This is a genomic window from Parabacteroides sp. PF5-6, from assembly GCF_029504695.1.
Lineage (GTDB): Bacteria > Bacteroidota > Bacteroidia > Bacteroidales > Tannerellaceae > QVMG01.
In genome coordinates, this window is the sequence record NZ_JAQFIN010000007.1 from 180268 (window position 1) to 186424 (window position 6157).

4 protein-coding genes are annotated in these 6157 nt (G+C 49.5%); 1 reads left to right on the top strand and 3 read right to left on the bottom strand.

Annotated elements, in window-relative coordinates; all coding sequences use genetic code 11:
* Window positions 1-101: 101 nt before the first annotated feature.
* The 3 genes from M2133_RS10470 to M2133_RS10480 all read right to left on the bottom strand — a co-directional run bounded on the left by M2133_RS10470 (window position 102) and on the right by M2133_RS10480 (window position 5019).
* Window positions 102-1622, bottom strand: a complete 1521-nt coding sequence (locus M2133_RS10470) for a peptide MFS transporter (RefSeq protein ID WP_277466072.1) — start codon at window positions 1620-1622, stop codon at window positions 102-104.
* A gap of 24 nt (window positions 1623-1646) precedes the next feature.
* Window positions 1647-2651 carry a DUF4831 family protein gene (locus tag M2133_RS10475; protein ID WP_277466073.1) on the bottom strand — a complete coding sequence of 335 codons (1005 nt, stop codon included), beginning with the start codon at window positions 2649-2651 and terminating at the stop codon, window positions 1647-1649.
* A gap of 280 nt (window positions 2652-2931) precedes the next feature.
* Window positions 2932-5019, bottom strand: a complete 2088-nt coding sequence (locus M2133_RS10480; protein WP_277466074.1) for a S9 family peptidase — start codon at window positions 5017-5019, stop codon at window positions 2932-2934.
* Window positions 5020-5105: 86 nt separating this feature from the next.
* Here M2133_RS10480 and M2133_RS10485 point away from each other — a divergent pair, with 86 nt between their 5' ends.
* Window positions 5106-5597 (top strand): SPOR domain-containing protein, encoded by a 492-nt coding sequence (locus M2133_RS10485; RefSeq protein WP_277466075.1) that lies wholly within the window; start codon window positions 5106-5108, stop codon window positions 5595-5597.
* Window positions 5598-6157 lie beyond the last annotated feature (560 nt).

Consider the following 6157-nt stretch of genomic DNA (forward strand, 5'->3'; position numbering starts at 1 on the left):
AGCAAAAAGAACGGTAGGATACAAAAAAAGGTTGCTGCCCGCGTGAGCAACAACCTTTAAACAAACTCTAAAACGTTTTAATTAGGTAAGTCCAACGTATCTTATTTGGCAACGCGCTCAAGCCATTTCAACATGCCCAACATCATGAACATGGAGATCAGACAAGCTACGACAAAGATACACCAGGTGGCCCAGATGGGGATACTGTTGTAGAAGATTACGCCAATAAACAATAACTGGTTGCCTAAAGCAGTTGCTGTCAGCCAGCCTCCTTGCATCACTCCCTGATATTTCGGAGGAGCAACTTTGGAAACAAACGCAATACCCAATGGGCTGATAAACAATTCGGCAATCGTCAGGATCAGATACGTTCCGATCAATAACCAAGGCGTTACACGCATCGTATTGTCCAGTCCACCCATCGCGATACGGCTTTGCGTATCAGGCAAACCGAATGAACCTAAAGCCATCACCGCAAAAGCAGTTGCCGCGATACCCATACCGATCGCAATCTTTTTAGGCGTTGACAGGTCGATGCCGCGGGCTTTCAACCAGCCGAAGAAACCGATCACCACCGGCGTAAGGAATACAACGAACAAGGGATTGAAGGTCTGGAATACTTCAGCGCCTTCCAAAACAGTGAAGCCCAAGTTGAATTTCAACAAGCGGGTATAGTCATTGGCGAACAAGGTCAAGGTCTGTCCGTTCTGGTGGAAAGAGAACCAGAAGAAGATCACCACGGCAAATACGGCAAACAAAGCGTAGATGCGCTGTCTGACTTCTTTCACGTCCATTTCTACTACAGCAGCCGACTGCTGGGCAACCGATTTCATGCCCGGATCGGGTAAAGTCTTTCTATTGGCCAGGAAGATCGCCAGGGAGATCAACATAGCGAAGATCGCGATACCGAAAGAGTAGTGATAACCGGTCATAAAGATGTTCAGATATTCTTTGGCGAAGACGGCCAGTTCCATCGAAGCGCCTCCGGCCTCGGCTGCCAGTTCGGCAAAGCGGGCAGAAGCATCGCTGCTGATATTTCCGCTCAGGAACTGATTACATAACGCGGGCAGGTCGGCATTGAACGTGAAGCCGTTGCTCTGTACATACCAGTTGCGCAAGCCTACAGCCATCAGCGGAGCGAACATCGCACCGATATTGATAAACATATAGAACAGCTGGAAGCCGGTCTCACGCTTGTCGGCGTATTTCGGATCGTCGTACAATTGTCCGACAACCGCTTGCAGGTTACCTTTGAACAATCCGTTACCAAAAGCGATCGAGAACAGTCCCAGGCAGGTGATGATCAGGATCAAAGTCATGTTTTCTACCGGCGTCGGTGTCGGGATGGCCAACAACAAATAGCCGATCGACATCAACACAAGCCCGCATAGGATCGTCGTTTTGTACTTTTTGGTCTTGTCGGCGATGATACCGCCTACCAGCGATAATACATAGATCAACGCGTAGAAGACCGAATAAATGATGGAGCCTTCCGCCCCGGTGAAACCAAATTTGTTATTCAGGAATAGCAAGAGTATTGCCATCATGATGTAAAACCCGAAACGTTCTCCCATGTTTGAGAGTGCCGCTCCGATTAGTCCTTTAGGATGATTCTTGAACATGTTTTAAGGTATTAAAATTAGTATTTATTGAATGATTTGTTTAATGGCGCCTGTCTCCGGATAGAAAAGTACTTTGACCGGTGTTTTCTTGTCTTCGAACATCACGGAAGCCAAGCTGTCTTGCCCCCCGAACTGGGTCACCTGTACTTCTCCTTTAAATAATGTTTTTTTGTTCATCAGGATCTCTACACTGGCTTTGCCGGGGATGTTGTAGATGACTCCTTTTCCGCCTTTGAGTTTCTTCTCTGCTTCTTTGGGATCCATCGGCGGGATACGTTCGGTTGCCGTAAGGTTGAGGTAGACCGGTTCGCCGGCCAGATCATCGGCATCGACCACACCCAGAAGGTTGGAGAAGCGGAAAAGCACTTCTTTATCCAGGTTGTCGTGCGGGACGATCGTCACATCATATAGTTCTGTCGTTTTTGTATAGACTCCGGTGAAGAGGTGGGTTAAGGCTTTTTCCTGCGCTTCCAGTTCATCGATCACGATCTTCATGGCTACGCCGTCGGCAGGAGGGTTATCGGTTTCGCCGGTCAGGATATTCATCCGGCTCTCGCGGATGTAATAGATCTGCTTGGCGGCGACCTCGGCCTGACGGGCCAGTGAACCGGCCATCAGTAACTCTTCGGAGAAGACGGATGTATTCGTGGCTGTGATCGGTTCCGGCTTATTATTCTTGATCGTTTCCAACTCGGAAGGCTGCGGACTGTATTCGGCATTGATCGCGCACAACAAGCCGTCCTCTGTCAGGTAGGCATAAGGGGCAACGGTGCCGGCCTTGAATTCAATCAGGTAGGTCTGGTCGGCATCGGGGATACCGACGTTGGATAAAGAAACTTTTCCCAATTCATAATAGACCTTATCCTCCGCGATCGGGCTCTTGATGCCCAGGTATCTTTCGGCATACTGAAAGTAAGGCCCTGCTTTACAGGTTACTTTCGTTACCTCTGCGGTTATTACCAGGGATGTTTTGGGAAGGGAATAGGTCACTCCATAGTTGTTCGCTTTGACGGCATTCTTTTTTATCACTTTTGTTTGCGCACAAAGCGGTAAACTGATAATTAAGCTTATGATGATCAGAATATGTTTCATTTGTTACATCTTTTATCCATGACGACTGCACAAAACTAAAAAATATTTTGCACCAAACCAACGGCAAAAGCATAATTCCGTAAAAGAAAAAGCCCTTTTTAGGGGGAGTGCCCGCGTTCTTTGCTGACAAAACGTCGGACACCCCCCCATAAATCGGGCTCCTAACTTCCCTTAAAACCCCTTAATCTCCTTAAAACCCTTTAAACCCCTTAATCTCTTATTCCTTCAGCCACCGATCCAGCCAACCAAAGAACACCCTTTGGAACTGCACCCCATTCTGCGGCGACAGAATCCAATGGTTCTCATCCGGATAGACCAGCATCTCTGCCGGAATGCCACGCAATTTGGCAGCGTTGAAGGCGGCTAAGCCGTGGGAGATGGGCACACGGTAATCCAATTCGCCATGGGTCACCAGGATCGGCGTATCCCATTTGTCGACGAACCGGTGCGGCGAGTTGGCATAGGTGCGCTGGGCGATCTTGTTGTCTTTCTCCCAGTACGGGCCGCCCATATCCCAGTTGGCAAACCACATCTCTTCGGTCTCCAGGTATTGTTGTTCCATATTGAACATCCCGGCATGGGCGACGAAGGCTTTGAATCGTTTATTGTGATTGCCGGCAAGCCAATAGACCGAGAAACCACCGTAGCTGGCGCCTACCGCACCCAGGCGGGTTTCATCGACGTAAGGCTCTTTCGCCAATTCGTCGATCGCCGAGAAGTAGTCTTTCATATTCTGGCCGCCATAGTCGCCACTGATCTGCTCGAGCCATTCCTGTCCGAAGCCGGGCAGGCCGCGACGGTTAGGCGCAACGATGATATAGTCGTTGGCCGCCATGATCTGGAAGTTCCAGCGGTAACTGAATCCTTGGCTGATCATATTCTGCGGACCGCCGACACAATAGAGTAGGGCGGGGTACTTCTTGTTCGGATCGAAGTTGGGCGGATAGATTACCCACGTCAACATCTCCTTGCCGTCGGTGGTCTTGATCCAACGGGCTACACTCTCGCCGGTGGTCAACTGGTCGTAGATCGCTTTGTTCTCGAAGCTGATCTCGGTGGCCTCGCCCGTGCTGGGGTCGATCACAAAGACTTCCGTCGGTTTCATCATCGACTGGCGCGTGGCGATCAATTTGCCGGCTGATGTGTGCATCGAAGTGTAATCGTATTGTCCTTTGGTGATTTGCATAAGCTCTTTATTCAAGCTGATGCCCCAGATATGGTTCAACCCTTCGCGGGCACAGATAAAGCCGATCGCCTGGCTATTGGGATGCCACGTGGGCGAGTCGGCATTGTAGTCGAAGTCGGAGGTGAGGTAGGTCTTTTCTCCGGTAGAAAGGTCGGCCACGAAAAGACGGTGTTTGTCCGATTCGTATCCGTCGCGCTCCTGCGAAACCCAGGCGATCATACGGCCGTCGGGCGAGAAGGCAGGCTGCGTATCGTAGCCCATCATGCCTTCGGTCAGGTTGCGCGTTTCTTTTGTCTCTACATTATATATATAGATATCCGAATTGGTGGAGAGGGTATAGGCCACACCGGTCTTTTTGCGGCAGGCATAAGCGATCAGTTTGCCGTCGGGGCTCCAGGCGAAGTCCTCGATGCCGTTATGCGGCTTCATCGGCGCTTCGTAAGGCTCGCCTTCCAACAGGTCTTTCGCTTCGCCCATCGTGCCGGTCCAGGAGATCGGCGCGACATAGGGGTGGGGGATCGTTTCTACCCACTCATCCCAGTGCTTATACATCAGGTCGTCGATCATACGCCCGCTCGCTTTCGGCAGGTCCGGATAAACATCCGTCACCTTCTTGGCGTATTGGATATCGCTATGGAATAAAACCTGGGTTTCATCCGGCGAAAGAAGGAACTCATTGATTCCTCCGGCGTAGTCGCTCACCTGGCGACGGTTGCTGCCGTCGGCATTCATCACCCAGATCTGGCCGCCCAGGAGGAAAGCGATCTGCTCGCCACCTTTGATCCAAACGGCGTTCTGCTCACTCTGTGGCGTGTGGGTGATCTGCTTCTTATTGCTGCCGTCGATATCGACAACAAACAGCTCCCGGTTACCCTTGTTCTGTTCGATACTCATAAAGGTCACACCGTACAACACCTTCGTGCCGTCGGGCGATAACTGCGCGCCACTCACCCGCGCCAGGCTCTGCAAAATCTCGGGAGTCATCACTCCATTCGGTACTTTCACCTCCGGCCGGCCGATCAACGGCGCCTGTTGCTCTGTTTTTTGTTGGGATTCTTGTGTGCAAGCGCCCATAAACACGGTTGCTGCCATAATCATTGTTCCAATAGATTTATTCATGTGCGTTAGATTATATTAAGTTATCTGGTGTGCGAAAATAGTAAAATTAATTCATATCTTTGCCAACAAATTAAAGATCCGTCATTATGAATAAAATTTGGTTATTTGGAGCTGCGGTAGCAATGGTATTCACTCTGGGTTCATGTAAACCGAAACAAAGTGCATATAAAGCAGCTTACGAACAGGCACAGCAGAGAGAAATGCAAAATGCCCCTGTCGAAACAATCGTAGAAAAAGATGAAGTAGTCGAAGTCGCTCCGGTGTCTAAACCCAGAGTAACAAACGAATCCACCCGTTCCGAACGCATCAATGCGGTACAAGGCGAAGACGCCAGCCGTCTGAAGCGCTATAGCGTGGTTATCGGAAGCTTCCGTAACAAGACAAATGCTTATTCCTTGAAAGAAAGAATGGAAGGCGATGGATACAGTGTAGTCCTGGGCGAAAACGAACAAGGCATGCTGCGCGTAATCGTTGCCAGCTACGACGACAAAACCTCCGCCGCCAACAGCCGCGACGCCTTCAAGATCAAATATTCCCCGAACTTCCAGGACGCCTGGTTGTTGGAACGCGCCTATTGATCCTTGCCCTATCTTGATATGGGGCTGACCCAAAAGTCGTAAGCCCTGTACCTTGATTTCTGCCTGACCAGACGAATAAGTCTTGTACCTTGATTTCTGCCTGACCAGACGAATAAGTCTTATACCTTGGCTCTTGCCTGACCAGACGAATAAGTCTTGTACCTTGGCTCCTGCCAGACCAGATGAGGCGGATCATCCATAGAATAAAAATAAAAATAAAAGAGCTTCCCGAAACGGAAGCTCTTTTTTAATGCACCTTCCCTTTCTCCCTTCTCCCTTACACTCTCCTTTCTCCCTCCTTTCTCCCTTACATTTTTCCTTCTCCCTTCTCTCTTGCTATTCTCCCTTTTCCTTGGTATTCTCTTTTTTCCTCCATACTCTATCCCCCCTTCCCCGAAGAACTATTTGTTTGTTGATAACCGTCAACACATTTGTTGACAATTATCAACAAATACCTACTCTTTGCAATAAACTGATTTACTGCCTCTTATACCCCTCTAAAATCAAGGAAGAAAAACATCGCACTTTAACCGACAAAACATTGCGCTTTTATTTTCTTC

Bases quoted from the DNA above. Each gene is read 5' to 3' on its own strand.
- M2133_RS10480 (WP_277466074.1), bottom strand. From the start codon at position 5,019: ATGAATAAATCTATTGGAACAATGATTATGGCAGCAACCGTGTTTATG.
- M2133_RS10485 (WP_277466075.1), top strand. From the start codon at position 5,106: ATGAATAAAATTTGGTTATTTGGAGCTGCGGTAGCAATGGTATTCACT.
- M2133_RS10470 (WP_277466072.1), bottom strand. From the start codon at position 1,622: ATGTTCAAGAATCATCCTAAAGGACTAATCGGAGCGGCACTCTCAAAC.